The organism is Streptomyces iakyrus (assembly GCF_000717055.1).
In the GTDB taxonomy this organism is placed as follows: domain Bacteria; phylum Actinomycetota; class Actinomycetes; order Streptomycetales; family Streptomycetaceae; genus Streptomyces; species Streptomyces iakyrus.
On sequence record NZ_JNXI01000013.1, the window covers coordinates 63,277 to 88,657 of the forward strand.

Genomic DNA, 25,381 nt, shown 5'->3' on the forward strand with positions numbered 1-25,381 from the left:
ACTGGTATCACTGAACTGCCGTGATTCTCCGCCCCGTTGGACGGGACGAACTCGTCAGCCGTCGCACGGCGGATCGTAGGAGAGCCGGGGCAGGTACTCCCGCCAGGTGTCCGGCGTCAGCACGCCCCGGGTCATCGAGCAGATGCGGCGGACGGCCGTGTCGACGTCGAGGTCCCAGAGCCGGATCGTGTCCGCACCGCTCGACACCCCGAGCATGTGGCTGTTCGGGCTGAACGCCAGGAAGGTGCCGGTCTTGGCGTTGGGGCTCATCGACGGGCCGATCGCGGTGGCGTGCGCTGGGTCGGAGACGTTCCACAGCCGGACGGTGCTGTCGTTGCCGCCGCTGGCCAGGGTGCGGCCGTCCCGGCTGAACGTCAGCGACACGACCGCCTCCGTGTGGCCCGTGAGCCGCGCCAGCTCGGTTGCCCCGGCGGGGTCCGTGATGTCCCAGAGGCGGACCGAGTTGTCGTCGCCGGCGCTGGCCAGGATGCGGCCGTCGCGGCTGTGGGCGAGTGCGTTGACCGCTCCGAGGTGGCCGCGCAGAGGCGCCCCGGTCAGCCGCACCCGGCCCGGGTCGGTCGCGTTCCACAGCCGGATCGTGCCGTCCGCGCTGCCGCTGGCGAGCGTCCGGCCGTCCGGGCTGAACACGAGGTGGTTGATGTAGCCCTTGTGGCCGGTGAGGGGAGTGCCGAGCGGGCGCGGCCGGGCCGGGTCGCCGATGTTCCACAGCCGGATGGTGCGGTCGTCGTAGGCGGTGGCCAGGATCTGCCCGTCGGGGCTGAAGGCCAGTGGGTCGGCGAACCGGATGCGCAAGGGTGCGGGGGAGCCGTGGCGGACCGGGCGTTCGGGGTCGCCGAGGTTCCACAGCTCCACCACCCGGTCGCCCGTCACCACCGCGAGGGTGCGGCCGTCCGGGGAGAACTCCAGGGAGCGCACGTCGCCCTTGCCCGGGCGGAACGGTTCTCCGAGACGGATCGGCCTGCCGGGCGTCCGCACGTCCCACAGCCGGATCCGCCCGTCCCGGGCCGCCGTCGCGAGCAGCCGCCCGTCCGGCCGGAACACTCCGGTCCGGCCGGTCATGTCCGACGTGGGCAGCGACCACAGGCGGACCCTGTTGTCGCCCGCCCCGGTGGCGAGCGTACGCCCGTCAGGGCTGAAGCCGAGCGCGTACATCTCGCCGCTGCTGCCCGCCAGGGGCCCTCCGACCTGCGACGCGTGCTCCGGATCGCTGACCTTCCACAGGCTCGCGGTGCTGTCCGCGCTGGCCGCGGCGAGCATGTTCCCGTCCGGGCTGAACGCCACGGACCAGACCGGCGCGGTGTGGCCGGTGAGCGGCGCGCCGACCGCGGCCGGACGGCCCGGACCGGCCATGTTCCACAGGTGTACGGCGCCGTCCGCGCTGCCGCTGGCGAGCGTGCGCCCGTCGGGGCTGAAGGCCACGGAGTGCACGGTGGCGGTGTGACCGGTCAGCGGCGCCCCGGCCGGCTCCGGGTGCCCCGGGCCGGACACGTCCCACAGCCGGATCGTGCCGTCGTCGCCCCCCGCGGCCAGCGTCCGGCCGTCCGGGCCGAACGCCACCGACCGCACGGCTGCCGTGTGCCCGGTCAGAGGCTCGCCCCGGGCCCGCGGCCGGCTCGTGTCGGCCACGTTCCACAGCCGGACGGTGCGGTCGTCGCCGGCGGAGGCCAGCGTGCGCCCGTCCGGGCTGAAGGCGATCAGGTAGATCGTGCCGTCGTGGCCGGTCAGGGGCTCGCCGAGCGGCTTGGGGCGCCCGGGGTCGGTCACGTCCCACAGCCGGATCGTGCCGTCGTCGGACGCGCTGGCCAGCGTCCGGCCGTCCGGGCTGAAGACCGCGCTGCTCACCCAGCTCGTGTGACCGGTGAGGGGCCTGCCCAGCGGCTCGGGGCGCCTGGGGTCGGCGACGTCCCACAGCCGTACGGTCCGGTCGTAGCTGGCGGTGGCCAGGACCTGTCCGTCCGGGCTGAAGGTCGTGAGGTAGACGGCGCCCGTGTGGCCGGTGAGGGGGGTGGAGAGCGGGGCGTTCACGATGGAGATCAGGCGGCTGTTCGCGCCCTTGTCGTCGGGCCGCAGCCCGTGCGCCACGAGGTCGAGCTGCGCGGACAGCGACGGATCGGTGTGCTGGACGCGGTCGGACTGGGCGAGCACCTGCTCGAAGACGGCCGCGTCCCGCTGCTTCCAGGCGACGACGGCCGACCCGCCGGCCAGCAACGCCAGTACGACCAGCGCCGCCACCGCGCCCCGGCTGATCCAGATGATCCGTCTGCGCAGCCGCACGGACGCGGCCAGGAACTCCACCGCGCTGCGGGTCAGGAACGTGTCCCCGGCGGATCTCGCCCAGGTGTGGGCCTGCTCCAGCCGGGAGCCCCGGTAGAGCAGGGAGGTGTCGCGGCCGGACTCCTCCCAGGCCCGGCCGTCCTCCTCCAGGCGCTGGCGCAGCAGATTGCCCTGCCGGTCCTCGTCGATCCAGTCGCGCAGCCGCGGCCAGGCGTGCAGCAGTGCCTCGTGGGTGATCTCCACGGTCTCCGCGTCGAGCGTCACCAGCCGGGCGCGGACCAGCGCTTCGAGGGACTCCTCGGTCTTGCCCGGGTCGGCCGACTCCCGCGCCAGCTGGTCCCGGGTTCCGCGACGGCGCGTGGCCTGGGTGTCCTCGCCCAGCCGGATCAGACGGAGCAGGAGCAGCCGGGCGGCCGTGCGCGCGGCCGGACCGAGGCCGGCCCAGGCCCGTTCGGCGGTCGCCGCGACCGCGCCCTGGATGCCGCCGGCCGCGCGGTAGCCGGCCAGCGTGAGCCGGCCCCCCTTCCGGCGCTGCCAGGTGGCGAGCAGGGCGTGCGAGAGGAGGGGCAGCACGCCCGCATCGTGCGCCGGACGCAGGCCGTCGGCACTGACCTCCCGGACGATCAGCTCCGCGAGGCCCGGTTCCAGCTCCAGGCCGACGGCCTTGGCCGGGCCGGTCACCGCCTCGCGCAGCTCCGCCGTGGTCAGCGGCCCGAGCACCATGTGCCGGTGCTGGAGCGCGTCGGCCAGCTCGGGGTATCGCAGGCAGCGGTAGTAGAAGTCGGCGCGGATGCCCAGCACCACGACCGCCGGGGCCGGTTCGCCGGGGCCGGCGGGCGAGCAGGCGGCGTGCAGAACCTCGATGAAGGCGCGCCGGTCCGCCTCGTCGGGGCAGAGCGTGAACGTTTCCTCGAACTGGTCCACGATCACGACCGGACGGGCCCCGGAAGGAGCCACGCGCCGGGCCCAGGCGGCGACGGCGGCGCGGGCGGTGTCGGGGTCCGGGGCCGGTGGGTGGTCGGGGTCCGGGGCCGGGGCCGGGTGGTGGTCGGCGTCCGGGGCCGGTCGGGTGGCGGGCTCCTGAGGGGCGGGGTTCTCCGTGGGGGATGGCCCGGGGGCATCTCCGGCCGCATCCGGCCGGGGCGAGGCTCCGCCGGGCAGGGTCGTCGTCGAGGCCGTCGCCGAGGCCGTCGTCGAGGCCGTCGTCGAGGCCGTCGACGGGGCCGTCGTCGGGGCCAGCAGGACGGACGCCAGCTCGGGGATGCGGCGGCACAGCTCCGCGAGCGGATCACCCCCCGGTACGAGCTGCACGACGTGCCGCGCCCGGCCACCGCCGCCGCTACCGCTGCCGCCGCCGCCCCTGCCGTCGCCGTCGTCCCCGCCCGGCGCACCGCCCCGCAGGGCCGGCACCAGACCGGCGTTCAGCAGCGAGGACTTCCCCGCCCCCGACGCGCCCACGAGCATCACCAGGCCGCCCGTGTCCGCGGCGGCCCCGAGCTGGGTGACGAGCGCGTCCGTGCTCCGCTCCCGGCCGAAGAACCACCGGGCGTCCTCCCGACGGTAGGAGGCCAGCCCGCGGTACGGGCACACCCCGCCCGGCGCGGACGCGGCCGCCTCCGCGGACCGTTCCTCGCCCGCGGACGCCGCGGGGCGCTCGCCGACCGGGTCGGCCACCGCACGTTCCCAGAGCCGCTGCCACTGGCCGAGGTCGTACAGGCCGGGGGAGACCGGCGTGGGCCGCGAGCGCCGCGCCTCGGGGATCAGCACCTGGAGCACGGCCGCGAGAGCGGGGAACTGGGCCGGTACGTTCCGGGCCCGCCGCCAGTCGCTGATGCGCTGGGCGGACACCCGCACGGGCCGCCCGCGTTCGTCGATCCGCTGGAGCCGGGCGACCGCTTCGGACACCCGTTTGAGAGGAGGGTTGCCGGCTTCCTTGTACAGCAGTGCGAGGCGTTCCGCGAAGGCGGTGCGTGCCCCTGAGTCGGAACTCAAGGTCTCAGCTCCTTACTTCCCACGCCTGGACGTCCGGACCGGAAAGCTCACTTTATATGGCTGACCTGCGGTAATGCCGCCTGCTGGACGCCGGAACCTCCTCCCCGGTGGCCGAAAATGGCAGGATCCGGACGCACCAGCGGGCTCATCCGGTCAGCTGCCGTCCGAGCCGGACGACGACAGCCCCACCGTCCGGTACCGGTCCCCACGAGGGGAGGGACCGGTACCGGACGACGTGGTGATCCTCCCCGGGGGACCCCGCCCCGCAACCCCGGCGGACCGTCCGGTTCACCCCCGGTCGAGGAGCGCTCTCGGACCCTGGATAAATGACGACCCGTCAGCTATGGTCGCCCTGCCGTACCGCTTCGGAGCGACGTACAGGGGTGAGCGCCGTGGAGTCACGTCCCGAGAGCCCACAGCCGCAGGGTGCTCCGCGCTGGGTCGCGATGTTCTACCGGCCGGCCGCGGGTTCCTGGCGCACGGCAGCGCAGTCGCCTCACCGCTCACCCGTGCTGTACGCCCTCGGCGAGATGACCCGGGCCGTGCGGGCCCGGGGCGACGAGGTGACGGTGGCCTTGTGGGGGCCGAAGGACGGCGCGTGGCACCGGTACGACGCCCCGCAGCCGCAGACCGCCGTGCACCGGCCGGATCCCGAGCCCTCCCCCGGCGGACCGGCCACCCTGGCCGAGCGGATGACCGGCCGCCGCCACCAGGTCCTCATGGCCGGCCTGACCAACGCGGGCCTCTACGACCTCTCCCCCGAGGACGACACGACCGTCCAGACCCTGGTCGAACGGCTCGACGAGGCCGCCGTACGCCGGGTCGCCCACTGGCTGACGACCGCCGGGGGCACGCGGTAGCCGGGCCGGTTCGGCCGGCGGCCTGCTGGGCAGGCAGACTCCTGACGGCCACCGGCTCCCGATGCCGTCAGGAGGGAGACAAAGCGGTATGAAGGTCTCTGTCGACCGCGATCTCTGCTACGGCTCCGCCGAGTGCGCCCACCGGGCTCCGGCCGTCTTCGAGTTCGTCGACGGCTTCGGGGTCGTCCGCCCGGGCCGCGAACGGACGGGCGAGGACCCGGAGGTCCTGGAGGCGGTGGAGAAGTGCCCGAGCCAGGCGATCGGTATCACCGGCTCACCACACGCGACGCCGGACCTGCCGGATCAGCCGGATCAGCCGGATCAGCCGGATCAGCCTTAGGGACGGCCGATGTCGGCGCCGAGCGTCCTCGCGGTTTTCGCCCACCCCGATGACGAGTCCCTGTCGGCGGGCGGCATCCTCGCCCGCCACGCCGACGCGGGAGCGCGCACGGCCGTCGTCACGCCGACCTGGTCGGCGGACACCCCGCGCGCTGCCGAACTCGCCGAAGCGCTCCGCATCCTGGGCGCCGGCCAGCCCCGCATGCTGGGCTACGCCGACTCCCGCGTCCCGCACTCGGCCCCGGGCAGACCACGCTGGTGCGACGCCCCGCTGGACGACGCGGTGGGGGCCCTGGTCGCGCACCTGCGCGACGTCCGCCCGGAGATCGTCGTCACCCACGACGCCTACGGCGGCCTGACCGGCCACGAGGACCACGTGCACACCCACCGGGTGACCACGCTCGCGGTGCACGCCGCCGGTCTGGAACGCCTCTTCCCGGAGGCCGGGGAGCCCTGGCAGCCGAGCGCCCTGTACCTGGCCACCCACCCGCACTCGGCCCTGCGGGCGTGGAGCGGGCACTGGGCACCCACGGGCAAGGCGATGCGCACGGTCCCCGACGAACACGTCTCCGCCACCGTCGACGTCACCCCCTGGCTGGACCGGAAGATCGCCGCAATCCTGGCCCACCGCACAGAGGTGGCACGGGGAGCCGCGCCGGGCCTGATCGCCGCCCTCTCCGCGCCCGAGCGGGAACGGCTGCTCGGCACGGAGTGGTTCACCTGCCACGACCTGACGCCGACGGCACCTCCCCGGCCGGGCTGATCGCCGCCCCTCAGTCCGCCGCCGGCCGGCCGCCCAGCTCCAGGACGAGGTGGTAGCCGCCGGCCAGGTCGACACCGGTCCGCTCGCGGAGCAGCTTGACGGCGGCGATCTGCTGGTCGTCGTCGAGCAGAGCGGTCAGCTCCGCGACCAGTTCGGCATCGAGCCGGCGCAGCGCGGCCAGCCCCTCGGCGTTGCTCGTGGGCAACGCCTGCCCCTCGGCGAGCAGTTCCACGGCCTCCCGGGCCGGCCCCCGCTTGAGCCAGGAGCCCCTGCGCAACCGCCGCACGGCCTTGCCCGTACGCCCGTCCGCGGCCAGCGCCCTGGCATCGTCCTGGGCTTCCCGCCCGACGGGCGTGATGAGGGCGGCCGTTCGCGCCTTGGTGTTCGTCATGGCACTCCTGCGTCGTGGGGTCTCAAGACTGAAGACGGTACGGAGCCGGCCGCCGTTGCCCCATGCGGAAGGGGTGCCCCTCGTCGAGGGGCACCCCTTCCGGACTTGCACATCCATGACCTGCGCGGAGGCGGTGGGATTTGAACCCACGGTGACATCGCTGCCACGACGGTTTTCAAGATCTCTCTGCCTCACGGCCAAGATGCTACGGCGCCGCAGGTCAGACGGGTATAGGCACTCCGGCTGAGCCGTCGTCATCGTCGTCGTGCCCGCTACGTGCCCCAGGCGGCACCTTGTGCCCGCTCAGCCACCAGTCACAACGGGAACGATCACCGCCGCGACGGCCGACAGGAGTCCTGCCACAGCGAGGGCGCCATTGAACTTCTCTTTGGCTGTTGGGAACACGGAGCGACTCGCGTTCCCGACCTTGCTACGCAAAACGATCATCTTCATCTTCTGCCACCGGTGCTGACGCTTCGAGCAGCCCATCAACACGCCGTAGGCATTGTTGCGACAGTAGGTCTGCCCGTCCCGGTTGAGGGCTCCGCACCAAACAGGCACCTGGAAGGCCGCATAGGCCGAGACGCCAAGCGACAAGGCCACGATCACCGGCAAGGACCATTGCTGGCTCCAAGCGACGATCAGCGCGGCGGCCACCATGTATCCCCAGTACAGATGCACCACTTTCCCCATGAGCACGCAGAGTATCTGCGCATATGCACAGCGCATAGACGCGAATTGGCCACGCCAAACGCCCCTGGCCTGTTGCTGACCAGGGGCGTCACAAGTGCAGCGCGTCTCAGATCCCTTCTTGCCCTCCAAGCCACGCATCGGCCGCCTCCGCCACCTGGTCGTCACGACCGGCGACCGGCCGGGCGTAATGCCGGGTGGTGACGCTCGCGTTGGAATGGCCGAGCCGGTGAGCGGCGGTCATCACGCCGTATCGGTCAGCGACCCAGGTCCCGTGCGAGGCCCGGAGGTCATGCGGAGTCACGTCGGTCAGCCCGGCCGCCGAGACGGCGGGGTCGAAGTAGGCCTTGCGCCACTGGTTGTAGCGCAGAGGCTTACCGCCAGGCGTCGTGAACAGGAGCACGTCATCCCCTCCGGGTAGGGACTCAAGATGCCGGCCGAGCTTCTTCGCGAGCGAGGGGCCAACGCGAAGGAGCCGCTTCTGATGCGACTTCGGGGTATCGAAGACCAAGGTGCCGTTGGCTTCGGCAAGGTTCTCGTCGACCAGGACGAAGCCGCCGGACAAGTCGATGTCCACGCGCCGGAGGGCGAACGCCTCACCAACCCGCAGGCCCGCGTACGCGAGAAGCGCGATCAGCAGGTCATGCGGCTGGGCGGCACTCCGCACGATCCGGGAGGCTTCGAGCGGGGTGAGGATGTGCGGCTCCGTCTGCGGCATCCTGGGCAACTTCACGCCCCGGCACGGCGTCTGCGGGATCATGTCGTTGTCGACGGCCGCCCGCATGATCTGTGAGAGGACCCGGTACGCCTGCCGGATTCGCGAGGCGCTGAGCCCCTTGGTCTTCATCCCGCCGACCCACTCAGCGATCGTGATCGGCCGGAGGGTGGACAGCTCACGGTCTCCGAGCGCCGGATCGATCAGCGAGTTGATCAGTGACCGGTACGACGCTTGCGTCTTGTGTTTGAGCTGCGGGGAGACGGCAGCAAGCCAGCGGGCCGCCCAGTCTCGTACGGTCGTCTGCCCCTCGGCAGGGTCGAGCCAACGTCCCTCTTCGATCTCGATGCGCTTCCGCATGAGCCAACGGTCAGCGTCCGTCGAGGTGGCGAACGTCCGGTCGGCAGGGCGGAGCACACCGTCCGGACCCGGATACCGGGCCTGGAACCGGCCGGAGGGCAGCTTGCGGACGCGGCCGAAGCCCCGGCGAGACTTGCGCTTGCCAGCCATCAGGCAGCCCTCCTAAGGCCAGTTGGCCGCAGGACGACCGGCTCCACAGTGTTGGCATCGATGAACTCCCGTATGGCGCTCTCGGGGATGCGGACGTGTCGGCCGACCTTCACGTACGTGATGCGCCGCTCTTCGATCAGGCGCCGGGGGAAGCGCACGGTCGTGCCGAGCAGCTCGGCGACCTGGTCGACGTTGAGGTACCGCTCATTCATGGTCGTGCTCTCCTTCCTGGCGCAGGTCGGCGAGGGCTTCCCTTGCTGTTTCGCGGTTCAGTTGGATGTCTCGGCGGATGGTGGCTGCGATCCAGGACTCGCCGGGGGTGTAGCCGTGCCCGGCGTAGGTCCAGTGGGCGAGGGTGAGCGTGGTTGCCTCCGGGGCGTCGTCGGGGTCCGGCAAGCCGAGGGCTTCGCGCTGCTGGGCGGCGCGGTAGTCGGCGCGGGTCTGGCGGAGGGCGCCCAGGGTGGTGGAGTAGCGGCGGGACTTGGTCGAGAAGTGACCCCGGAAGCCGAGCATGTGGGCCCAGTCGCGCAGCTTCCGGTCCGGGTAGAGCGGGTGCAGGTCCAGGCAGGCATCGATCAACCGGCGGGGGTGGTCGGGGACGCCGAGCAGAACCGCGGCTTCCTTGTTGCCGACGCGCCGGTCGAGGGTGCCGGTGGTCTCGGCGGCCTTGGTGGCGTACTTGGCCAGGTAGGAAGCGACGGCTTGTTCGGTGATCTCCTCGCCCTCGTCGAAGGCCTTGATGGAGCGCACGTCGAGTTGCGTGCCCCATCGCAGGGTCCGGGCCGGTTGGTCACCAGCCGGGGGTACGTCGACCTCGACTCGGGCAGCAGCGGCGCGGATCGCGTCGGTGAGCAGGTCGCGGGTTGCCCAGGCAGGGGGCGGGGTGTCGGGTCCCTCCGGCCCGTCGAAGCGAATCACCGCGTGAAAGTGGACGGCCCCGCGCTTCTGGTACTCGGCGACCTTGCCGAAGGACAGCCGGGACTGCTCCCGTGCGGCCTTCTGAGTCAGTCCAGCCCGCTTGGCGATCTCCCGGCGCAGGTAGATCGTGAAGTACCGCCACAGCTCGGACGCGTGGTTGTTCCACAGCACCGCGCCCGCGTAGTCGTACGTCGTTGGGTTGAGCGGCGTCCCCAGCTCGGGAGCGTCCTCGTCGTGGCGCGTACCGCAGGCGCAGGACCGGTTGCCGGGGCGGTTGTGCACCGGGCCGAAGGACGGGGCGGTGAGGGTGGCGAAGACCCTGGGGTGATCGCGGACGGTGCGCGGGGTCCCCTTGTTCGGGTCGCCGACGAGCCCGGCGCGGATGAGGTGGTAGGTGTCCCCCGCGTAGGTCCAGGCGCAGGCCGGGCAACGGGAAGCGCGCCGGTTGCCGCAGGCGAGGCGGAGCATGCCGCCCGGCTCCTGGTCGGTGCTGTAGGCGTGCAGGACATGGCCGGTCGCGCGGTCGACGGTCTTGGTCGCGCCGACGAGGCGGATCGGGTCTGCGCAGCCTCCGGTGCGCTTGATCTGTTCTTGCCACCGGTCGAAGTCGGCCGACCCGGCCACCCTCAGCACATCGGCGAGGGTGGCCGGGTCGAGACCCGCCGGGGTGGCGGTGTCGGTCACGCGATCACTTCCCGGCCTGAGCGATCCGAGCCGGGGCGGCGTGGCCGGTGCCCTGGCAGGCACGGCAGACGACGCGGAAGAGCACGCGGGAGCCGTCGAGGTGGCGGCCGCCGGTGGTGATCGCGACGACACAGAAGCCGTCGCAGTAGTGGCAGACCCGGCGGTTAGAGGCGCGAAGCGGCATGATGAGGGAGCCCTTTCTGGTCGAGAGATCGGGAAGAGGTGGAGCCGTCCGGGGCGGCGGATACTTGGCGGTTGAGGCCGCCCCGGGGGGCGTTACTTGCCCAGCGCGCGTGAGGGCCTCCGGCGCTTGGATGTGCGGCTGATCGTGTAGCCGATGCCGCAGGAAGCCGACAGGACCGAGACGACCGAAGCGGCGATGATCTGGCTGACGTACGCGATCACCAGCAGGACCGCGACGGATCCAACGGTGATGACGAGGGTCAGAACGATGGGACCCGTGTAGGAGCGCTCGGCTTCCTGGACGATCACGACACGGCGCATGTCGGTCCCGGGCGGGAGCTGCCGGTACACGTCGGCCGGGATGTGTCCGGCGCGGAGCTGCTCGTCAGGCAGACGCATGGTCAGCTCTCCTCAGGCGGGGCAGCGGTGGGTTCGGGCGGCGAGTTCGGCCGCCGACCGGTTGCCGTGTTCGGTGGAGAACCCGCACTTCGGCGCAGTGCAGGCGGCGGCGTGCCGGGTCTGCCCCCGACTGTTGTTGAAGGAGCCGACCTCAACGGGGCCGATGCGGATCACGTCGAAGAAGCGGTTCGGACGAGCCATGGATGAGCCTCCTTGTCTGTCAGGCGAGTTGGGTGACGATCTGGTTGGCGAGCGACTCGGGTACGCCGAGCCGGGCGCGCAGGGTGGCGGAGTCGATGTCGGCGCCGGTGCGGGCACGGTGGTCGGTGGCGACTTTCCGGGCGTGGTCGATCAGTGCCGGAGGAACCGCCGGGGAGGGCAGAGCCGGAGCCGGAGCAGACGTGGAGATCTGCTCGGGCCCTTCGTCCCCCGCAGGCGTGCTGTCAGGTTCGGGTGCCGGATCTGCGGGTGCCGGCGGAACCGGCGACCGGTCCTCGGCCGGGCCGGGCTCGGGCGAGTGGGCGAGCAGGGTCCCGCCCATGAAGGCCAGCGCGGGCCAGGCCGCGACCAGGATGCGGAGCCAAGCCGGGACCTGGTTCAGGTCGAGAAGCCCGGCAGTAGCGACATTGGCACCGAGCGAGGCGACCAGGGCGATCAGGAACCAGCACCAGGCCAGCCGCGACGGGCCGTCAGCGCGCAGCCGTCGCCAGGCCGCGACAAGAAGGAGGTCGACACTGACCGGGTAAGCCCAGGCCTTCCACCCGGACTGTCCGGCCGCTGCCGCTAGGTCGTGCAGGTGGGCGAAGGACAGCGCCCCGGCGATCACGGCCTGTACGAGAACCGCGTCAGGGCGGATCGAACGAGTCATGTCCCCGCCTCCCTGACCGGCCTCGGGTTGACCAACTGCGGCTCAGCCTTTGGCGCCGGGGCGGGACGGACGGCGGGCCGGAAAGGTGCCAGGAACGGCAGGTCCGGGGTCATGTCGGCGTACCGGCGGCATGCGGCCACAACCTTCTCGGAGGAGGTCTCGGGGGTGCGGATGCGGGACCAACCCCCCGAGGTGTCGCCCGCCACGGCCACACCGGGACGGTCCGGGGCGATGGTGGTCGCAGCCGACACGGCATCAGGGGCGATATCCCCTAACCCCATCTCGGCCGTCTGCTTGTCGTTGACCCGGTGCACCACACGGCCGGTGAGCTGGGCGCGCAGCGCGGTCGCGCCCCTGCCCAGGTCGGAGCCAAAACGCTGCCCGCAGATCTCCAGGAAGATGCCGACCGCACGGGCCATCTGGCCCAGCCGGACCATCTGCATGACTGACCGATCCCGACGCTCCTCGTCCTTCTTCGAGGTCACCAGGAAGAGCTCCGCCACCTCGTCGACCAGGACGACCAGGGGCACCGGCCGAACCTCCTGCGGGAGTTCCCACACATCCGAGACCTCGTGTTCGGCCAGCAGATCGAAGCGCTCTTCCATCTCCCCCACCAGCGCATCCAGCAGACTTGCGGCCTCATCCGGCGTCGTGACAAGGGCAGACAGACGGGGCGCGTAGCGGTTCTGCTCGACACCGCGCTTGCAGTCGATGCCGACCAGGCCAACCGGCAGCCGGGCAAGGCCCTTGATCAGGTTGCGCTGATACATGGACTTTCCGGACTGGTTCGCTCCCAGGGTCAGGGCCATGGGGACCTTGCGGTAGTCCCGTTCGAAGACGGAACCGTCCTCGCGTAACGCCACTGGCACCACAAGGTCACGCGGCTGCGCGGAGCGGGGAAGCCGGACCCGTTTCAGCACGTCATAGCCGGTCATTCGCAGCTCGACGTAACCCGGCTTGGTCTCAGCCACGGTTACCGACCGCACTCCCCAGGCATGCCGCAGTCGCTCGGAGGATGCTGCCACGTCGGCCGGTTCCAGTCCCGCCGGGAGCCGGAGGGAGACCCTCAGTCCGGTCGAGGTCGGGCGAACCCGGCGCACCTTGGGCGGTACTGGCCGCACCTCACCGCGGGCGACGTTCCGGGCCATGAACGCCCGCAGGCGAGACGGCTGGACAGTCAGCCCGCAGACCTCCATCGTCGACCGGTAAGTCCAGGTGAACCGGGCCCAGGTGATCGGCAGTCCGACGAGCGACCAGTACACGCGCGGCGCCTGGTACTTCGCGTAGCCGATACCACCGGCTCCGGCCGCCGCAGTGCCCAGCTCCAACCAGACGGACACGTCGGTCATCGTCAGGCCGCCGGAGTGATCGCGACGGCGCGGAACGAGATGCCGTGCCGCTTCTGGCCGTTGAACTCGTTCTCCCAATCGCGGGCTTTCAGGCCGACGACCCGCACCGGCACTCCCGGGGTGAGCCCCTCGGGGAGGCCCGTTTCCGGAACGGTCACCTGGTACAGGTTGCCCTCCCCTTCGTCGGAGACCAGCAGGCCCACCGTGGACAGAGCCACGTTGGGGTTGTCCCGGTCCATGGCCCGCTCACCGGTCTTCTTGTTCACGAGCTTCGGTTCCGGCGCGGTCGCCACGAACACCACAGCGGTCGAAGTGTCGATCTTGAACGACGGCATGAGTGCATCCCTTGCGCTCGGGAGGTCACCGTGTGCGACCTCTCTAGACATCTCCATGGAAGCGCACGTCTCTAGAGACGTCAAGAGGGATCTCTAGAGAGGTTCCAGGAAGCCCATTGGGGCTACACGCAACAGGGCGGGCGTCCCGTACATGACCTAGGCTGTCTAGAGAAGACAGGAAGGAGGCTCCGGAATGACCAACACCGACGACGACCGTCGGCCGAAGTACCAGCGGATCGCGGACTCCCTACGTGAGGCGATCCAGTCCGGCGAGTACGGTCCCGGTGATCGGCTTCCGGGGGAGAACGAGCTGATGGCCGCGCACGGCGTGGCACGTATGACTGCCCGGCAGGCCTTGAGCGTGCTCAAGGACGAAGGTGTCGCCGAGTCCCGCAAGGGTGCTGGCGTGTTCGTGCGATCTTTCCGCCCCCTGCGGCGGCGAGGCATCCAGCGGCTTGCCCAGGAGCAATGGGGCAGCGGTCGATCCATCTGGTCTGCCGACATCGAAAACCGCACCCTCGTCGTCGATCAGGTGACGGTGTCCGAGGAGTCCGCCCCGGAAGGCGTCAGTCAGGTCTTGGACCTGGCCGAGGGGGAGACCGTGTGCGTGCGGCGGCGGCGGTTCGTCCTGGATGAGAAGGCCGTGCTGCTCGCTACAAGTTATCTCCCCACGTCAGTGGTAGCAGGATCAGCTATCACGCAGGAGGACACCGGGCCAGGCGGAACCTATGCACGCCTTGCCGAACTCGGCCACAAGCCAGTGCACTTCCGCGAAGAGATCCGCTCGCGCATGCCCACGAGGGATGAGGCGGCGCAGTTGAGCATCTCCGCAGGCACGCCCGTGATCCTCATCTGCCGCACCGCGTTCGCGGACGAGGGCCGCCCCGTCGAGATCAACGAGATGACGCTTGACGCCGCCTCGTACATCCTGGAGTACGACTTCGACGCGTGACGCGGCGCGGCTGTTACAGGTTTCTCTACCTCATCAAGCCCCGGCTGCGCTCCGCTCCGCCGGGCGCGCTTCCCGGCTCCGCTCCGGGCGCCGCTCCTGCCTTCGGCCCGCTCCGCCCGGGCTGCGCCGACGCGCGCCCACATGTGGGACGGGCCGGTGACCATGAGTTGAGAACCGCGGGAGCGCGGCAACGCTCAAAGCATGCCTCCGGCGGGGGCGCTCAGGCTCCGAGATGGCGGGGGCGCCGTCCGCGAGTGCCGGCCGGAGAAGTGGCGTGCGCGGGGAGCTCCCATCCCGCCTGCCATCGACCCAGGCAGAGCCGAGCAGACGCGGCCCCTGGCGTCCAGGTCGTTCGTACAGTGGCGCGCTCCACCTGGACGCCAGGAACCACGCCCGCTCCACGGTGTGTGGGTCGACGGCAGACGGGATGGGAGCTGGGGTGAGTGGTGGGATAGGAAGAGTCCTAGCGCGAGGGTCTAGTCCACCCCTCAAAGGCCACAACGACTTTTCCGCTGATCCGGCAGACAGACGATAAACGCGTCGGACATACTGCCTACGTTGGGTCCAAGTCCCTCTCTTGTGCACCGAGTTGATTCTGGCAAGAGAAGGGAACGCCCGTGCGCCTTGCGCGAATGTGGCGGTGCCTCTGGGAGGCACTTCGATCCAGGTGGGCAGAGGCAGGAGGACACTCCGCCAAAGCCTTCGGAGCAGTGCTCGCGTGGTTTCGGTCTCTTAAGACCAGCGACCGCGTGCAGTGCTGGTTCCACCAGGTGTCGGTCCAGGTAGTTGCAGCTACCACTTCCGCCGTCCTGGTCTGGGCACTGACACGCGGTCGCTAAATCACAGGGACGGCCCCTCGCTCTGCACCGACATGTGGCGCGGGGGGCTCGACCACCAGGGCGGCAGCCAGGCAACTGAAGCCCAACCCCACCCCAGCGCATCTCCAGATGCGCTCGATGTGACACGAGATTAGCGCGCGCCCCAATTAGCGCGCAGGCCGTTTCACAAAGTTGCCAACTTAATTTGAATCTAACTCGGCATCTAAGTCTGCAACTATTTGAGTGTACATGCGTTCACTCAAATGGGATTGCGCACGTCTCTCAGGTCGTGCCCCACTCGTGCCCGATGGAGCGGGAAGCCACGGGGAACACCGGGCAACCTCAGGGCACCCGACGCGAGAGCGGCCCCTCACCAACTACCAGGTCAGGGGCCGTTCTCACTGCTCGTGAAGCGGAGGCGGTGGGATTTGAACCCACGGTGACATCGCTGCCACGACGGTTTTCAAGACCGTTCCCTTAGGCCGCTCGGGCACGCCTCCCCGCGCCGGCCGTGATCGGCGGCGCGGGGACAAGGGTAACGGGTCGGTGCGGGCGGGTGGGGGTCAGTTGTCGCCGACGCGGGATCCCAGGGTGACCTCGGCCGTACGCTGCTTGCCGCCGCGCTCGTAGGTGATCGTGACCTTGTCGCCGGGCTGGTGGGTCCAGATCTCGCCGATCAGGGTGGGGCCGGAGTCGATGACCCGGTCGTCGAGCTTGATGATGACGTCGCCCGGCTTGAGGCCCGCCTTCGCGGCCGGACCGCCCGGCTCCACCGGAGCCGCGCCGCCCGCGCCCTGGTCGGTGATCTGCGCGCCGTCGGAGCTGTCGTCCAGGGAGACGGAAGCGCCGATCTTCGCGTAGACCGGCTTGCCGTTCTTGATCAGCTCCTGGGCCACGTACTTGGCCTGGTTGATCGGGATGGCGAAGCCCAGGCCGATCGAGCCCGACTGCCCGGTGCCGAAGCCGCCGTTGCCGGTGGACTGGATCGCGGAGTTGATTCCGATGACGTTCCCCCGCGCGTCCAGCAGCGGACCGCCGGAGTTGCCCGGGTTGATCGAGGCGTCGGTCTGCAGGGCGCTCATGTACGACGCCTGGCTGCCGCTGCCGTCACTGGAGGCCACCGGGCGGTTCTTGGCGCTGATGATGCCCGTCGTCACCGTGTCGGACAGGCCGAACGGGGCGCCGATCGCGATGGTCGAGTCGCCGACGGCCACCTTGTCCGAGTCGCCGAGGGTGAGCGGCTTCAGGTCGGAGGGGGCGTCCTTGAGCTTGATGACCGCCACGTCGTAGCCCTGCGCGTGACCGACTACCTCGGCGTCGTACTTCTTGCCGCTCGGGAAGGTCGCCGTGAGCTTGCCGCCGTCCACCGCGTCCGCCACCACGTGGTTGTTGGTGACGATGTGGCCCTGCTTGTCGAAGACGAAGCCGGTGCCGGTGCCGCCCTCGCCGCTGTTGCTCTCGGCCTCGATCGTGACCGTGCTGGGCAGCGCCTTCGCGGCGACGCCCGCGGTCGTGCCCGGGTCGCGCTTGACGTCGCCGCCGTTCGCGGAGGCCGAGACCGTCGTGGAGCCGGTGCTCTCGTCGTTGTCCTTCGCCAGCACGTAGCCGAGCCCGCCGCCCATGCCGCCCGCGACCAGCGCCGCCACCAGGACCGCGGCGACCAGACCACCGCGTCCGCGGCCGGACTTCGGCGCCGGCTGCTGGTACGACGAACCCCAGCCGCCCGGACCGGACCCGGAACCGCCGTCGCCGTAGGGGGCGGTCGGGGGCGGGGGCGGGGGCCAGGACGGGTCGGGGGCGGAGGAGGAGGCGCCGGGGTGACCGGCGTCACCGGAGGCGCCCGGGCCCTGAGGGGCCTGCCCCTGGGCGTCCTGCCCGTACGGCCCCTGAGGAGCCTGTGTCTGGGGCGCCGGAGCAGCGGGAGCGTCCACCGGCACGGGGGGTGCGGACGGGGCGGGGGGTACCGCGGTGCCCTCGTTCTCGGTGCTCACAGCTTCTCTCCTAGATCCACGGCTGTTTGTCCGGGTCGCACTCGGTCACGCTTTTTCACGCCGGTCGACGGGTCCGGCGCGATGGAGCTGTGCTTGTCCCTTTGTATGCCGTCAGCTTTTCCCACCGGCCGTCAGAGCACCATAAGCGGTGGCTGTGCGTCCGGGGTCATTCTTTATATAGGTCATTACTAGCGAAAAGGATGCAATCCCAATGCCTCCGTCCGGACCTGCGCATCCGTCGAGTCCGTCCGACCGGACGCGTACCCGCACTCGGTGGCACCATGACGCGGTGACCCACGCACGACAGCACGTGATTCAAGTCGTCGCCCACCGCGGAGCCTCCGAGGACGCCCCGGAACACACCCTGGCCGCGTACACCAAGGCGATCGAGGACGGCGCGGACGCCCTCGAATGCGATGTGCGCCTCACCGCCGACGGCCACCTGGTGTGCGTACACGACCGCCGGATCAACCGTACGTCCAACGGCCGCGGAGCGGTCTCCGCGCTGGAGCTCGCCGATCTCGCCGCCCTGGACTTCGGCTCCTGGAAGACGGGCGAGGCCTGGAAGGGACGCGACGAGGAACCCGACTGGGAGCACCGCCCGGAGGATCGCGAGGCGACCTCCGTCCTCACCCTGGAGCGGCTGCTGGAACTCGTCGCCGACGCCGGGCGCCGCGTGGAACTGGCCATCGAGACCAAGCACCCCACCCGCTGGGCGGGCCAGGTGGAGGACCGGCTGCTGGTCCTGCTGAAGCGGTTCGGCCTCGACGCCCCGGCCTCCGCGGAGGAGTCACAGGTGCGGGTCATGAGCTTCTCGGCCCGTTCGCTGCACCGCGTGCGCGCCGCCTCGCCGACGCTTCCGACGGTCTACCTGACGCAGTTCCCCTCACCCCGGCTGCGCGACGGACGGCTGCCCCCGGGCGTGCGGATCGCGGGCCCCTCCATCCGGATCGTGCGCAACCACCCCACATACATCGAGCGCCTGAAGCAGTCCGGGCACCGGGTGCACGTGTGGACCGTGAACGAGCCCGCGGACGTGGATCACTGCGTCGGGCTGGGCGTCGACGCCATCATCACCAACCGCCCGCGCGCGGTGCTGGACCAGCTCGGCCGCTGACGCACGGCATCGGCCCGGCGCAGGTGTCGCCAACCCCTCAAGTCACACCAGACCCACGCACACCTCTTGACCCCGTACCCCGACGAACGGGATCCTCCCATCTCGGCCACACCGACGGTTTCCAGCCAGGTGATTACAGGGAGTGCTCCGGCGCGTTCGATCCGTATTCGGTCGTGGTGAATGCGTCATGGGACGTGGATTGGCCGGTTTCCGGTACAGGCCAATGGGGCATCCACACCGTGGCGTGGGGCGAAGGAGGTCTCGGGGGTGGCGTTGGTGGTGGCACAGGAGGTGCCCACGTCGTCGAGCATGGCCGTACCCCATGGCCCTGCGGGCGTGGGGGAAGCGCGACACCGGATGCGTACGCAGTTGCGCGGAGGCGGAGTCGCGGAATCGGTCATCGACGACGCCGTACTGATCCTTTCCGAACTCTTGAGCAACGCGTGCAAGCACGGCAGACCCCTGGGCGACGCGCTGTCCGGTGACGGAGACGTCCGTGCCGCCTGGCGCGTGGACCCGGCCGGCCGGCTCATCGTCGAGGTCACGGACGGCGGCGGCCCGACCCGCCCCGCCCCCGCGACCCCGTCGGTCACGGCGCACGGCGGCCGCGGACTGAACATCATCACCGCGCTCGCCGACGACTGGGGCGTACGCGACGACATCCGCGGCGAGGTCACCGTGTGGGTCATCGTCCACGAGGACGTCCACGACCCGGACGCGGGCCACCGCCGCGACGACTTCGCGACGCGGGTCGCCGCCCCCGCGGTCTCCCGGATACCCGGGCTGGACTTCGCGGACGCCTTCGACGACATGGACTGACGCGTACGACGACCGGCGCTGAGCGTGTACGACGACCGGCGCTGAGCGTGTACGACGACCGGGGTGAGCGCGTACGCCGGCCGGGGTGAGCGCGTACGCCGCGCTGGTGAGGGTGTTTGTCCACAGGGCCCGGTGACCGGGGGCACGAACGGCTAGGCTCGCGACCGTACGAGACGAGCCGTAACCGGGAGACCCACCGATGGCCAAGAAGCGACCCCAGACGAAGGCCAAGCGCCCGCAGACCACGGGCGGGGCCCGCACCGCAGGTGCTGATGGAGACGTTCCGGTCGTCGGCGCCCGTGAACCCTGCCCCTGCGGCAGCGGCCGCCGCTACAAGGCCTGTCACGGCCGGGCCGCCTCCCACGCCGCGACCGAGCTGGTGCACCGGCCCTTCGAGGGCCTGCCCGGCGAGTGCGACTGGGTGGCCCTGCGCGAACTGGTTCCGGCGGCCACGGTCGAGCTGACCCTCAAGGACGGCCTGCCCGAGGGCGTCCCCGCGGTCACGCTCGCCACGGTCCTGCCGATGGCCTGGCCCGCCCTGCGCCGCGACGACGGCTCGGTCCTGCTCGGCCTGCAGAACGACACCTCCTCCGGCGACATCAGCCGCGACCTCGCCGACACGCTCCAGCGCGCCCTGGAAGCCCAGCCCGGCACGCCCGTCCAGGGCCGCCGCGCCCCGGCCGACAGCCCGCGGCTGCAGGATCTGCTCGACCCCGAGGGCGCGTTCGAGCCAGAAGTGCACAGCGGCTTCGAGTTCTGGGTCCCGGACCCGGAGAACGCCACGCCCGACGTCACCGCCTCCCTTGAGCGGGCCAACTCCGCGGCCATCCCGACCGTCAAACTCCAGGGCGTGGACGCCGCGTACTGGTGCGAGACGCCGGAGAAAAACCATCTGCGGTGGGTCATGCCGCACGCCGAGGAGCTGCTTCTGGACGCCCTCGCGCGGCTGCACGCCGCGGGCCGCTCCAGCCTGGGCGAGGGCACCCGCCTGGTCGGCTCCTTCCGCGCTCACGGGCTCACGGTGCCGGTCTGGGACCTGCCGAGCGGGGTCACGGCCGAGGATGTGGAGAAGCCCGCGGCGGAGTTCGCCGAGCGCCTCGCCGCCGCCCTGGCGACGGACGCGCCGCTCACCGCGGAGGAGCGCCGCGCCCGCGGCGGTCTCACCAACCGGCAGGTCACGCTCAGCTGACGCCCGCCCCGGCGCCCGGCCGGCCGGTCCGCCGGCGGGCCGGGCCGTCGCGTCCGGGAAGACCACAACTCCCGTTGCGGACAAGCCAGTCGGTGACCGGAAAGGCGAGTTCGAATTTGCGAACCGCCGATCTCTTGTTACCGTTCCTGTAGCCCGGTTGCTGGTGCATCCCCCGTCGCCAGCAACCGGGTCTTTTCGTGTCCGCTTCCGTTCACGGAACGCAGCGGCTTCCCAACTGCCCGTTCACTCAGGCGAGTTGCTCCCCGAGCGCAGCAGCAGCGGGCCCCGCCCGCCCCGCTCGGCGAACTCCGTTACAGCCGTGTACGCCGCCGGATCCCCGCGCGTCGGCTCCCGGGGCGTCTCACACGTCCCCGGCGCGTCCTCCGCCCTCACGGCGCACGTCATCCGCACGCTCCGGTCGTCGGGACCCATCAGGCTCAGTACGGCGTCCAGTGCCTCGCCCGTCGCGTTGCGGTAGTAGGTGCGCGCCCAGGTCTCGGCGCCCCGCGTGACCACACAGGTCTGGGCCTCGATGCCGTCGGGCGAGGAGAGTCCGGGGCCGCAGCGCACGGCGGTCGACGGACCCGGGCCGGGCACAGGGCGGCCGGGGACGGGTGCCCCGGCCCCGGGGGCCTTGCCTTCGGCGCGCGGGGCGGGACGCAGGGCCCCGGAACCGGCCGCACGGCCATCGGCACCCACCGAACCCACCGACCCCGCGGCGCCCTTGGACCCCGAGGCACCCACAGAGCTCTTGGAACCCGGGGACCCCACGGGCCCCGCGGACGCCACCGCCAGTGGCAATGCGGCCGCGCACGCCGCCACGACGCCCGCGAGGGCGAACAGTCTGGTCTTTCGGGGATCCCGGGAGCGGCCCCGGGCATGACGCCGCATGGCTCCGGAACTTAACGCGCCGGGGCGGGCGCCGGGCTCGGCGCGCCCGACAGCCTTACAACTCGGGCGCGCTCACACCCGTACGAGTGAGGGCTTCGACGACGGCGTCCACCACGGCCTCGACATCGGGCACCCACGGCGAGGGCGAACCGGGCAGCGGCGCGCGCTCCCAGCGGATCCCGCCCTGGCCCGTCCCGGACGGGGGCAGGGCCAGGTAGCCGCCCTCGCCGTGGAAGCGGAGGGAGCCGGGCACGAAGTCCTTGGCGTAGAGCAGTTCGCCGAGCTCCTCCATGGAGTACGGCTTGACGAGGATCGCCCAGCGGGCGGGGGAGGCGACGACGGGGCCGAGCCGCATGCCCATCTCGTCGAGCGCCTTGAGGGCGCGGGCGGCCGGCAGGGCCGGCAGCGACACCGCGCAGGGCGCGTGGCCGCCGGTGGCCAGGACGATCGGCGCCGACGGCCGGTTGCCCCACCACCAGCGCACCATGCGTTCGTCGGTGGTGGCCGCGAGGAGGCCGGGGTCGAAGGGGTGGGCGCCGGGCACCGTGCAGTCGGGGTCGGGGCAGCTGCAGCGGGAATGCCCCTGCGGGTCCGCCGCCACGCCCGGGAGTACGGGCCACTGCCATTCCGTCGCGTAGGTCAGGGCCGCGCCGATCAGCTCAGGCCCCTCGCTGCGCTGGGACAGGAGCCTGCGTCGCCTTCCGAGGATCTCGCGCATGAGCGCTCGTTCCTTTCCGTTGCACGCCTGGCAACACCGTGGTCCACATCACATCATGTGTCGATCACTTCACTGTGCGTACCTGTTGGCGCATCACACCCCTGCTGAAAGCAAGGGGAACCCCTATGGGTCGAGCTTCGGGCTGCCTCCGCGGCCGTCCCGCCCATACTGCGTCTGCCGAAAGCACGGGCGTGGCGTAGGGGTGGCGAAGTATGGCGTTTGCCGTCGCGCGTATTTCTCTCCGCCTCCGCCACGGGAGGATGGGGCACGGTCGTCGGTGGATAGGACGCCCGGTTCCGTCACCAGGTTCCGGGTGGTTCCCAACCACCCCTGGCCTTCACCGAGTACGTACCCATCACGACCGTTGTGACGCTCCGTCGAGCAAGCCCAGTCGACCGCAATAAGCCGTCCCCTGAGGCAGTTTTAAGCCAACTTTGCATTTCCGCAAGAGGAAGGGGAGTTGTTCTCCCGGTCCTCATGGACACCAGGAATCCCGGCAGGACAATGCTGGACATCTCCTCACGAGTGCGTGTACATGTGGAGACACTGCTAGCGACGCAGAATGACATGGGGGTTTGCGATGCTTTTGAGCAGTACGTACCGGTTGGAAGGCCGGACGCCATGAACGCTCCGCACCCTCCGAAAGTGGCTGGAATCGATTCAACGGTTCCGGCACCCGCACACACTGTCGCGCCCGTCGCGGCGGGTGCGTCCCCGGCCGCTCCCGCGAACCCCCCGACCCCTCCCGGTGCGGTGCTCCAGGACCGCCTGGCCGGCTGGGTCTCCGACCTCACCACCCTGCACGAACTCACCGAACGCCTGGCCCGCACGGCTGCGCTCGACGAGGCCCTCCAGGAACTGCTGCGGGCCGGCGCCGCCCTCGTGGGCGCCCGGCGCGGCCTCCTCGTCCTGGAACCGGGCGACGGTCACGGCCCGGACACCACCATCGGCCTCGGCCTCGCCCGCGCCGACCTCGGCCACATCGAGACAGTGCCCCGCAGCGCCCTGTCCTACGGCCGGATCCTCGACGGGCTGGCCGGCGGCGAGGGCGGCATCGCCGAACCGGACCTGTTCGCCGTGGAGGGGCTCGACCCCCGCCACCGCGAGGTCGCGGCCCGCCTCGGCTACGCCGCCAGCTACGCCCTCCCCCTCACCACCGACACCGCGGGCCGCCTCGGCGTCGCCGTGTGGCTCTACGACGAACCCGCCGAACCGGGCGAGCGGCAGCGCCATCTCGCCGGCCTCTACGCGCGGTACGCCGCCGAGCACCTGGCCCGCCTCCTGGAACTGGAACGCACCCGCACGTCTATGGCGACGATGGCGGACGAGCTGCTGCCCGCCCGGCTGCCCCGGGTCGCCGGCGTCCAGCTCGCCGCCCGGCACCGCACCGGCCCGCGCGGCGGCGGCGACTGGTACGACGCCCTGCCGCTGCCCGACGCGGCCCTCGGTCTCGCCGTCGGATCCGTCACCGGGTCGGGCCCGAGCGCCGTAGCGGCGATGGGGCGGCTGCGGGCGTCGCTGCGCGCCTACGCCGTGATGGAGGGGGAGGACCCGGTCGCCGTCCTGTCCGACCTGGAGCTGCTGCTGCGGCTGACCGAACCGGCCCGCTCGGCCACCGCCCTGTTCGGCTACTGCGAACCGGCCGCACGCAAGATCACGCTGGCCGGTGCCGGGCACAGCCCGCCGCTGCTGATCGGACAGCGCCGGACCGAGTTCGTGGAGACGTCCGTCTCGGCCCCGCTCGGCATGCTCGCGTGCTGGGAGGCGCCCAGCGTGGAGATCCTCGCCGAGCCCGGAGAGACCGTTCTGCTCTACACCGACGGTCTGCTGCACCGCATGGGCGAGGCCACGGACCGCGCCTTCGCCCGGCTGCACGCGGCCGCGGCCGGAGTGCCCCGGGCCCTGCGCGGCGACCCCGGCGCGATCGCCGATCACGTCCTGCGGAGCGTGCTGCCGGACGGGCTGGACGCCGCGGAGGGTGCAGAGGACGTCGTCGTGCTGGCGGCCCGGTTCGAGTAACGCTCGTGGTCATCGCCCTGAGGCCGCTTCCGGGCCGCCGTACAGTGGAGGACGGTCCAGTGCCGTATCGAGGAGGATGACCGTGGCCGAGGAGCTCATCCCGGAGACCCCGGACGAGAGCGAAGAGCCGATCAAGCAGCGGAAGAACGGACTGTACCCGGGCGTGTCCGACGAGCTGGCCGAGAACATGAAGAGCGGCTGGGCCGACACCGAGCTGCGGGACCTGCAGCCCATCGCCCAGGCCGCCGAGACCGCCGCCCGCCGGGCCGCGCTCTCCGCGCGCTTCCCGGGCGAGCGCCTGGTGATCCCCGCGGGCAATCTGAAGACCCGCTCGAACGACACCGAGTACGCCTTCCGCGCCTCCGTCGAGTACGCGTACCTCACCGGCAACCAGACCGAGGACGGCGTCCTCGTCCTGGAGCCCACGGCCGAGGGCCACGAGGCGACGATCTACCTCCTGCCGCGCTCCGACCGGGAGAACGGCGAGTTCTGGCTGGACGGCCAGGGCGAGCTGTGGGTCGGACGCCGGCACTCCCTCACCGAGGCCGGGACGCTGTACGGCATCCCCGCCTCCGACGTGCGCGAGCTGCCCGGTGCCCTGCGCGAGGCCACCGGGCCGGTGCGGGTCGTGCGCGGCTACGACGCCGGCATCGAGGCGGCCCTGACCGACAAGGTCACCGCCGAGCGCGACGAGGAGCTGCGGGTCTTCCTCTCCGAGGCGCGCCTGGTCAAGGACGGGTTCGAGATCGGCGAGCTGCAGAAGGCGGTCGACTCGACCGTGCGCGGCTTCGAGGACGTGGTGAAGGTCCTCGACAAGGCCGAGGCGACCTCCGAGCGGTACATCGAGGGCACGTTCTTCCTCCGCGCGCGCGTGGAGGGCAACGACGTCGGCTACGGCACGATCGCCGCCGCCGGGCCGCACGCCTGCACGCTGCACTGGGTGCGCAACGACGGGCCCGTGCGGTCGGGCGACCTGCTGCTGCTCGACGCGGGCGTGGAGACACACACGTACTACACGGCCGACGTCACGCGCACGCTGCCGATCAACGGGCGGTTCGACGAGATCCAGCGCAAGATCTACGACGCCGTGTACGAGGCCCAGGAGGCCGGGATCGCGGCGGTGAAGCCGGGCGCGAAGTACCGCGACTTCCACGACGCCGCGCAGCGGGTGCTGGCCGAGAAGCTCGTCGAGTGGGGGCTGGTCGAAGGGCCGGTGGAGCGCGTGCTGGAGCTCGGGTTGCAGCGGCGCTGGACGCTGCACGGGACCGGGCACATGCTCGGCATGGACGTGCACGACTGCGCTGCCGCGCGGGTCGAGGCGTACGTCGACGGTGTCCTGGAGCCGGGGATGTGCCTGACCGTGGAGCCCGGTCTGTACTTCCAGGCCGATGACCTCACGGTGCCGGAGGAGTACCGGGGTATCGGGGTGCGGATCGAGGACGACATCCTCGTGACGGAGGACGGGAACCGGAATCTGAGCGCGGCGCTGCCTCGGCGTTCGGATGAAGTCGAGGCGTGGATGGCGTCGCTCAAGGGCTGAGTTCCGGGTGCGGGTGACCTGTGGCTCGCCGCGCAG

General features: G+C 71.3%; 24 protein-coding genes and 1 tRNA gene. 9 read left to right on the forward strand and 16 right to left on the reverse strand.

Annotated elements, in window-relative coordinates; all coding sequences use genetic code 11:
* Positions 1-54: 54 nt before the first annotated feature.
* The gene (locus OO68_RS48310) at positions 55-4,287 is read right to left on the reverse strand and encodes an nSTAND1 domain-containing NTPase (RefSeq protein ID WP_033309813.1); all 4,233 of its coding nucleotides are present in this window, start codon (positions 4,285-4,287) and stop codon (positions 55-57) included.
* Positions 4,288-4,679: 392 nt separating this feature from the next.
* On the opposite strand from OO68_RS48310, the gene OO68_RS20235 reads away from it, so the two are divergent.
* From OO68_RS20235 to OO68_RS20245, 3 genes are all read left to right on the forward strand, one after another.
* Positions 4,680-5,147, forward strand: a complete 468-nt coding sequence (locus OO68_RS20235; RefSeq protein WP_033309991.1) for a hypothetical protein — start codon at positions 4,680-4,682, stop codon at positions 5,145-5,147.
* An 88-nt stretch (positions 5,148-5,235) separates the two neighbouring features.
* Positions 5,236-5,487 carry a ferredoxin gene (locus OO68_RS20240; RefSeq protein WP_078625378.1) on the forward strand — a complete coding sequence of 84 codons (252 nt, stop codon included), beginning with the start codon at positions 5,236-5,238 and terminating at the stop codon, positions 5,485-5,487.
* 9 nt (positions 5,488-5,496) lie between these two features.
* Positions 5,497-6,249, forward strand: a complete 753-nt coding sequence (locus OO68_RS20245; RefSeq protein WP_033309814.1) for a PIG-L deacetylase family protein — start codon at positions 5,497-5,499, stop codon at positions 6,247-6,249.
* A gap of 10 nt (positions 6,250-6,259) precedes the next feature.
* Here the strand turns inward: OO68_RS20245 and OO68_RS20250 are convergent, their stop codons facing one another.
* From OO68_RS20250 to OO68_RS20300, 11 genes are all read right to left on the reverse strand, one after another.
* A complete protein-coding gene (locus OO68_RS20250; protein ID WP_033309815.1) occupies positions 6,260-6,640 on the reverse strand; it encodes a hypothetical protein in 381 nt (126 codons plus the stop codon).
* Between the two features lie 303 nt (positions 6,641-6,943).
* Entirely contained in the window at positions 6,944-7,333 is a 390-nt protein-coding gene (locus OO68_RS20255) for a hypothetical protein (RefSeq protein WP_033309993.1), read from the reverse strand.
* A 106-nt stretch (positions 7,334-7,439) separates the two neighbouring features.
* Positions 7,440-8,555: a tyrosine-type recombinase/integrase gene (locus tag OO68_RS20260; protein WP_033309816.1), complete on the reverse strand. Its 1,116-nt coding sequence runs from the start codon at positions 8,553-8,555 to the stop codon at positions 7,440-7,442.
* A complete protein-coding gene (locus tag OO68_RS20265) occupies positions 8,555-8,767 on the reverse strand; it encodes an excisionase family DNA-binding protein (RefSeq protein WP_033309817.1) in 213 nt (70 codons plus the stop codon). The genes OO68_RS20260 and OO68_RS20265 overlap by 1 nt, the downstream gene beginning before the upstream one ends.
* Positions 8,760-10,157 carry a replication initiator protein RepSA gene (repSA, locus tag OO68_RS20270; RefSeq protein ID WP_033309818.1) on the reverse strand — a complete coding sequence of 466 codons (1,398 nt, stop codon included), beginning with the start codon at positions 10,155-10,157 and terminating at the stop codon, positions 8,760-8,762. The genes OO68_RS20265 and repSA overlap by 8 nt, the downstream gene beginning before the upstream one ends.
* Before the next feature lie 4 nt (positions 10,158-10,161).
* On the reverse strand, positions 10,162-10,341 hold the full coding sequence (locus tag OO68_RS20275; RefSeq protein WP_033309819.1) for a hypothetical protein: 180 nt from the start codon (positions 10,339-10,341) through the stop codon (positions 10,162-10,164).
* Between the two features lie 92 nt (positions 10,342-10,433).
* The gene (locus tag OO68_RS20280) at positions 10,434-10,739 is read right to left on the reverse strand and encodes a hypothetical protein (RefSeq protein ID WP_033309820.1); all 306 of its coding nucleotides are present in this window, start codon (positions 10,737-10,739) and stop codon (positions 10,434-10,436) included.
* 12 nt (positions 10,740-10,751) lie between these two features.
* The gene (locus tag OO68_RS20285; RefSeq protein ID WP_033309821.1) at positions 10,752-10,940 is read right to left on the reverse strand and encodes a mobile element transfer protein; all 189 of its coding nucleotides are present in this window, start codon (positions 10,938-10,940) and stop codon (positions 10,752-10,754) included.
* 19 nt (positions 10,941-10,959) lie between these two features.
* Complete coding sequence (locus OO68_RS20290) at positions 10,960-11,607, reverse strand: DUF2637 domain-containing protein (protein WP_033309822.1); 648 nt, start codon at positions 11,605-11,607, stop codon at positions 10,960-10,962.
* Complete coding sequence (locus OO68_RS20295) at positions 11,604-12,956, reverse strand: FtsK/SpoIIIE domain-containing protein (RefSeq protein ID WP_033309823.1); 1,353 nt, start codon at positions 12,954-12,956, stop codon at positions 11,604-11,606. The genes OO68_RS20290 and OO68_RS20295 overlap by 4 nt, the downstream gene beginning before the upstream one ends.
* 2 nt (positions 12,957-12,958) lie before the next feature.
* Complete coding sequence (locus tag OO68_RS20300; RefSeq protein ID WP_033309824.1) at positions 12,959-13,291, reverse strand: SCO3933 family regulatory protein; 333 nt, start codon at positions 13,289-13,291, stop codon at positions 12,959-12,961.
* A 193-nt stretch (positions 13,292-13,484) separates the two neighbouring features.
* Between OO68_RS20300 and OO68_RS20305 the strand changes: the two genes are divergently transcribed.
* Positions 13,485-14,243 (forward strand): GntR family transcriptional regulator, encoded by a 759-nt coding sequence (locus tag OO68_RS20305; protein WP_033309825.1) that lies wholly within the window; start codon positions 13,485-13,487, stop codon positions 14,241-14,243.
* A 1,231-nt stretch (positions 14,244-15,474) separates the two neighbouring features.
* On the opposite strand, the gene OO68_RS20310 is transcribed toward OO68_RS20305, so the two are convergent.
* A tRNA-Ser gene (locus OO68_RS20310) sits at positions 15,475-15,561 on the reverse strand.
* A 63-nt stretch (positions 15,562-15,624) separates the two neighbouring features.
* On the reverse strand, positions 15,625-17,052 hold the full coding sequence (locus OO68_RS20315; protein WP_033309826.1) for a S1C family serine protease: 1,428 nt from the start codon (positions 17,050-17,052) through the stop codon (positions 15,625-15,627).
* A 289-nt stretch (positions 17,053-17,341) separates the two neighbouring features.
* Between OO68_RS20315 and OO68_RS20320 the strand changes: the two genes are divergently transcribed.
* The 3 genes from OO68_RS20320 to OO68_RS20330 all read left to right on the forward strand — a co-directional run bounded on the left by OO68_RS20320 (position 17,342) and on the right by OO68_RS20330 (position 20,177).
* On the forward strand, positions 17,342-18,169 hold the full coding sequence (locus tag OO68_RS20320) for a glycerophosphodiester phosphodiesterase (RefSeq protein ID WP_033309827.1): 828 nt from the start codon (positions 17,342-17,344) through the stop codon (positions 18,167-18,169).
* A gap of 180 nt (positions 18,170-18,349) precedes the next feature.
* Positions 18,350-18,988 carry an ATP-binding protein gene (locus OO68_RS20325; RefSeq protein ID WP_033309828.1) on the forward strand — a complete coding sequence of 213 codons (639 nt, stop codon included), beginning with the start codon at positions 18,350-18,352 and terminating at the stop codon, positions 18,986-18,988.
* Between the two features lie 199 nt (positions 18,989-19,187).
* Positions 19,188-20,177 (forward strand): DUF5926 family protein, encoded by a 990-nt coding sequence (locus OO68_RS20330; RefSeq protein WP_033309829.1) that lies wholly within the window; start codon positions 19,188-19,190, stop codon positions 20,175-20,177.
* A 243-nt stretch (positions 20,178-20,420) separates the two neighbouring features.
* Here OO68_RS20330 and OO68_RS20335 read toward each other — a convergent pair whose 3' ends face one another.
* A complete protein-coding gene (locus OO68_RS20335; protein ID WP_063739328.1) occupies positions 20,421-21,068 on the reverse strand; it encodes a TrbL/VirB6 family protein in 648 nt (215 codons plus the stop codon).
* Positions 21,069-21,123: 55 nt separating this feature from the next.
* On the reverse strand, positions 21,124-21,786 hold the full coding sequence (locus tag OO68_RS20340) for a bifunctional DNA primase/polymerase (RefSeq protein ID WP_033309830.1): 663 nt from the start codon (positions 21,784-21,786) through the stop codon (positions 21,124-21,126).
* A 504-nt stretch (positions 21,787-22,290) separates the two neighbouring features.
* On the opposite strand from OO68_RS20340, the gene OO68_RS20345 reads away from it, so the two are divergent.
* A complete protein-coding gene (locus OO68_RS20345) occupies positions 22,291-23,805 on the forward strand; it encodes a PP2C family protein-serine/threonine phosphatase (protein WP_078625379.1) in 1,515 nt (504 codons plus the stop codon).
* Positions 23,806-23,881: 76 nt separating this feature from the next.
* The gene (locus OO68_RS20350; RefSeq protein ID WP_033309832.1) at positions 23,882-25,345 is read left to right on the forward strand and encodes an aminopeptidase P family protein; all 1,464 of its coding nucleotides are present in this window, start codon (positions 23,882-23,884) and stop codon (positions 25,343-25,345) included.
* Positions 25,346-25,381 lie beyond the last annotated feature (36 nt).

Coding starts and splice junctions, on each gene's coding strand:
- OO68_RS20340 (WP_033309830.1), bottom strand. CDS start 21,786: ATGCGCGAGATCCTCGGAAGGCGACGCAGGCTCCTGTCCCAGCGCAGC.
- OO68_RS20305 (WP_033309825.1), top strand. CDS start 13,485: ATGACCAACACCGACGACGACCGTCGGCCGAAGTACCAGCGGATCGCG.
- OO68_RS20300 (WP_033309824.1), bottom strand. CDS start 13,291: ATGCCGTCGTTCAAGATCGACACTTCGACCGCTGTGGTGTTCGTGGCG.
- OO68_RS20250 (WP_033309815.1), bottom strand. CDS start 6,640: ATGACGAACACCAAGGCGCGAACGGCCGCCCTCATCACGCCCGTCGGG.
- OO68_RS20350 (WP_033309832.1), top strand. CDS start 23,882: ATGACCGTGGCCGAGGAGCTCATCCCGGAGACCCCGGACGAGAGCGAA.
- OO68_RS20335 (WP_063739328.1), bottom strand. CDS start 21,068: ATGCGGCGTCATGCCCGGGGCCGCTCCCGGGATCCCCGAAAGACCAGA.
- OO68_RS20295 (WP_033309823.1), bottom strand. CDS start 12,956: ATGACCGACGTGTCCGTCTGGTTGGAGCTGGGCACTGCGGCGGCCGGA.
- OO68_RS20240 (WP_078625378.1), top strand. CDS start 5,236: ATGAAGGTCTCTGTCGACCGCGATCTCTGCTACGGCTCCGCCGAGTGC.
- OO68_RS20260 (WP_033309816.1), bottom strand. CDS start 8,555: ATGGCTGGCAAGCGCAAGTCTCGCCGGGGCTTCGGCCGCGTCCGCAAG.
- OO68_RS20285 (WP_033309821.1), bottom strand. CDS start 10,940: ATGGCTCGTCCGAACCGCTTCTTCGACGTGATCCGCATCGGCCCCGTT.
- OO68_RS20330 (WP_033309829.1), top strand. CDS start 19,188: ATGGCCAAGAAGCGACCCCAGACGAAGGCCAAGCGCCCGCAGACCACG.
- OO68_RS20265 (WP_033309817.1), bottom strand. CDS start 8,767: ATGAATGAGCGGTACCTCAACGTCGACCAGGTCGCCGAGCTGCTCGGC.
- OO68_RS20275 (WP_033309819.1), bottom strand. CDS start 10,341: ATGCCGCTTCGCGCCTCTAACCGCCGGGTCTGCCACTACTGCGACGGC.
- OO68_RS20325 (WP_033309828.1), top strand. CDS start 18,350: ATGCGTCATGGGACGTGGATTGGCCGGTTTCCGGTACAGGCCAATGGG.
- OO68_RS20255 (WP_033309993.1), bottom strand. CDS start 7,333: ATGGGGAAAGTGGTGCATCTGTACTGGGGATACATGGTGGCCGCCGCG.
- OO68_RS20245 (WP_033309814.1), top strand. CDS start 5,497: ATGTCGGCGCCGAGCGTCCTCGCGGTTTTCGCCCACCCCGATGACGAG.
- OO68_RS20345 (WP_078625379.1), top strand. CDS start 22,291: ATGCTGGACATCTCCTCACGAGTGCGTGTACATGTGGAGACACTGCTA.
- OO68_RS20290 (WP_033309822.1), bottom strand. CDS start 11,607: ATGACTCGTTCGATCCGCCCTGACGCGGTTCTCGTACAGGCCGTGATC.
- OO68_RS20280 (WP_033309820.1), bottom strand. CDS start 10,739: ATGCGTCTGCCTGACGAGCAGCTCCGCGCCGGACACATCCCGGCCGAC.